Origin of the sequence: Microcoleus sp. bin38.metabat.b11b12b14.051 (assembly GCF_013299165.1) — a bacterium.
GTDB lineage: Bacteria > Cyanobacteriota > Cyanobacteriia > Cyanobacteriales > Microcoleaceae > Microcoleus.
On record NZ_JAAFKD010000044.1, the window covers coordinates 1 to 3,061 of the forward strand.

At 43.4% G+C, this 3,061-nt stretch carries 3 protein-coding genes; all 3 read right to left on the minus strand.

Features of this window, described 5'->3' with window-relative positions:
* Positions 1–286: 286 nt before the first annotated feature.
* On the minus strand, positions 287–1,300 hold the full coding sequence (cydB, locus tag QZW47_RS28130) for a cytochrome d ubiquinol oxidase subunit II (protein ID WP_293135067.1): 1,014 nt from the start codon (positions 1,298–1,300) through the stop codon (positions 287–289).
* Positions 1,301–1,308: 8 nt separating this feature from the next.
* Positions 1,309–2,751 (minus strand): cytochrome ubiquinol oxidase subunit I, encoded by a 1,443-nt coding sequence (locus QZW47_RS28135; RefSeq protein WP_293135069.1) that lies wholly within the window; start codon positions 2,749–2,751, stop codon positions 1,309–1,311.
* 112 nt (positions 2,752–2,863) lie between these two features.
* Positions 2,864–3,061, minus strand: a 198-nt coding sequence (locus QZW47_RS28140; RefSeq protein ID WP_293135071.1) for a hypothetical protein, incomplete at its 5' end; no start/stop codon positions are given.

A 3,061-nucleotide genomic window follows, 5' to 3' on the forward strand; every position in this document is an offset into this window, starting at 1 on the left:
CATTACGAAAGTGATGGTGTGCAGGGGTTTTGACCCATTTTAGCTGCATTGCTTGCACTTTTTGAGGATTAAAACGAGCCAACGTCTCTTGCTGTAAGGGTTTTAGGCTTTTTCAGCAAGCCCTAAGTAAACCATTTTGAATTATGCAGATATTAACACAATATTGATGCGATCGCAACTTCTATGTATTATCGTAGCGAATCAAATACCAATTAGATAAGTTTGTAGTGAGGACTTCAGTCCTTCTAAATTTAGAAGGACTGAAGTCCGAACGATCGAACCTATGTTATTCTCCGTGATATCCGCCAGCGACTTTACCCCGAAATACAACATAATTGTAGATGTTGTAAAAAATCATAATCGGGATCAGAAAGCCAATGAACACAATCATAAACACCAGCGCGCTCGGAGAAGCTGCGGCTTGGTAAATCGTGATTTGTGTCGGGATGATGTATGGAAAAACAATCAATCCCAAGCCGATAAAACTGAGCAAAAAAATCAGAATTGTCCACACAAACGGCGTCCGTTCTTCTTTATTCGTGAGACTTTTTAGCAGCATTCCCACAAACAGCACTCCCAGCAAAGGAATCGCCACAAACACATAAACTAGCGGTTTATCAAACAACCTCGTCCGCGTAGTTTCGTAAAAAACCGGAGTGGCGATCGTAATTAAAACCGCTCCGATTAACGTCGTCACCGCCGCAATTTTAGCCGTGCGATAGTGAGTTGTTTGCAATTCACCGTCAGTCTTCATGATCAGATAAGTGGAACCGATCAAAACATAGCCTTGAACCAGCGTCAAAGCCACCAAGATCGATCGCCAATCCAGCCAATCCCAAGTAGTACCGACAAAATGACCAGCTTCATCAACCGCAATACCTTCAAGCACCGCCCCGAGAGCGAATCCTTGAGCTAAAGACGCCAAAAAACTGCCAGCACCAAAAGCATAATTCCAGAATTTTTTCCGATTAGAATGCTCGCGAAACTCAAACGCCACAGCCCGAAATATCAAACCGAAAAGCATCATACAAATCGGAATGTACAGCGCAGTTAAAATCGTGCCGTAAGCGAGGGGAAATGCGCCAAACAGAGCGCCTCCCATCAAAACCAGCCAAGTTTCGTTCGCATCCCAAACATTGCCCAGACTCGTCATCAAAATGCCCCGGCGTTCCTCATCATCAGCAGTCAGAGACAAAATTCCGACTCCCAAGTCAAAACCGTCTAGCATGACGTACAGCAACAGAAAAATGCCTAAAACCACAAACCAAACTTGCGGGAGAAAATGCTCTAAAGCTTGCATAAAATCTCCTATTGTTGTGCTTCTACTGGACGTTGATCGGGAATGTGTTCCGCAGGTTGAGTTTCGATAGCAGGTTGATTGTCTAAACCTGGCACCGGCAGACTTAAATTAGGGCCTTGGCGGATAATTCTGCTGCCAAAATACATAGCACAAACAAACAGAAAGCTGTAGATAACTGCAAAAAAGCTCAGGGAAACTAAAACATTGCTAGCGGGGATTATCGATACAGCATCAGCAGTACGAATTTGCCCATATAAAACCCACGGTTGTCTGCCGACACAGCGGACAATCCAACCCGATTCTACAGCAATATATCCCAGGGGAGCAGCTAATACCCAAGCGCGCATCAACCAAGGTTGACTAGCAATATTTTCAGCGGAAAGTTTGCCGCGGCTCCACTGAATGATACTGAACAACATTAATCCTAGAAAAAAGAATCCAATCCCGGACATGATGCGGAAACAATAGTAGATTAAACCCACCATTCGGGGTCTATCTTCTGGCTTCCATTCCTTCAATCCGAGTACAGGTTCAGAGAGTTTTTGTTTGAATTCCAGAACGTATCCTAAGCCATTAGGAATCTTAATTTCCCAATCATTTTTTTGCGCTTTTTCATTAGGCAAAGCTAGCAAAGTCCAATCAGCAGATTCTCCCGCTGCTGAGGTTTCCCACTTAGCTTCGATTGCTGCTAATTTAGTGGGTTGATAGTGATAGACTTGTTCCGCGCTCAAATGTCCGATGTATATCTGCAAAGGTGCAACGGCAATTGCAGTCGCGATCGCAATTTTTAGAGATTTGGCAAAAAAAGCTTGGTTGCGCTTGTTGAGAATATACCAAGCGCTAATTCCGCCAATTACAAACAGCGAAGTTTCCAGCGTCGCAAAAAACATATGAAGAATGCTGTTTAATGCGAAAGGATTCATAATAGCTTGAAAGTAATCGCTGACAATAAACTTGCCATTGACCATTTCTCCGCCCGCCGGAGTTTGCAACCAAGAGTTAGCGACTAAAATCCAAACAGTTGATAGGTTAGCGCCGAAGGCTACCATGACTGTAGCGAAAAGATGAACTAGCGGGTGAACGCGCTCCCAACCAAACAGCATAATTCCTAAAAAGCCAGCTTCTAGCATAAATGCCATGGAAGCTTCAAATCCCAAAATGCTGCCAAAAAAGTCACCTGTAGCTTCCGAAAAAGGTGCCCAATTAGTACCAAATTGAAATTCCATCGGAATTCCTGAAGCTACACCAATCCCAAAATTGAGTACGTAGAGTTTAGACCAAAAACGAGCGTGATGGTAGTAGTCAGGATTGCGAGTTTTCAGCCACATTCCCTCAACAATTACCAGATAAATTCCCATGCCAGTAGTCAGAACTGGCCAGAGCATATGGAATATAGCCGTCAGCGCAAATTGCATCCGCGAGAGCGCCACAGTATTAGATAAGATATCCATCTTTCTCTCCTTTGGTCAGTTCAATAGATATTAGTTTGCACGAGTTCTAGAATTGACACTGACAATGTAACGCAGAAATTTACACAGTGCAGAATTAACCTACTTATCTTTATTAAAAATTAAGATTTGCTGTTGATAATAGCCATTGAGCTAACTCATCTATTATGTATTCGCAACGCTTGCAAATAAACAACTTGCTATCCATCTTTGTCTTCCATTCTCCCCTCCGCGCCCTCTGCGCCCTCTGCGGCAAATCAAAAGAAAATATCTGTATCAACCGAATAATTCCTAGATCGCATCCCAGTAGCCG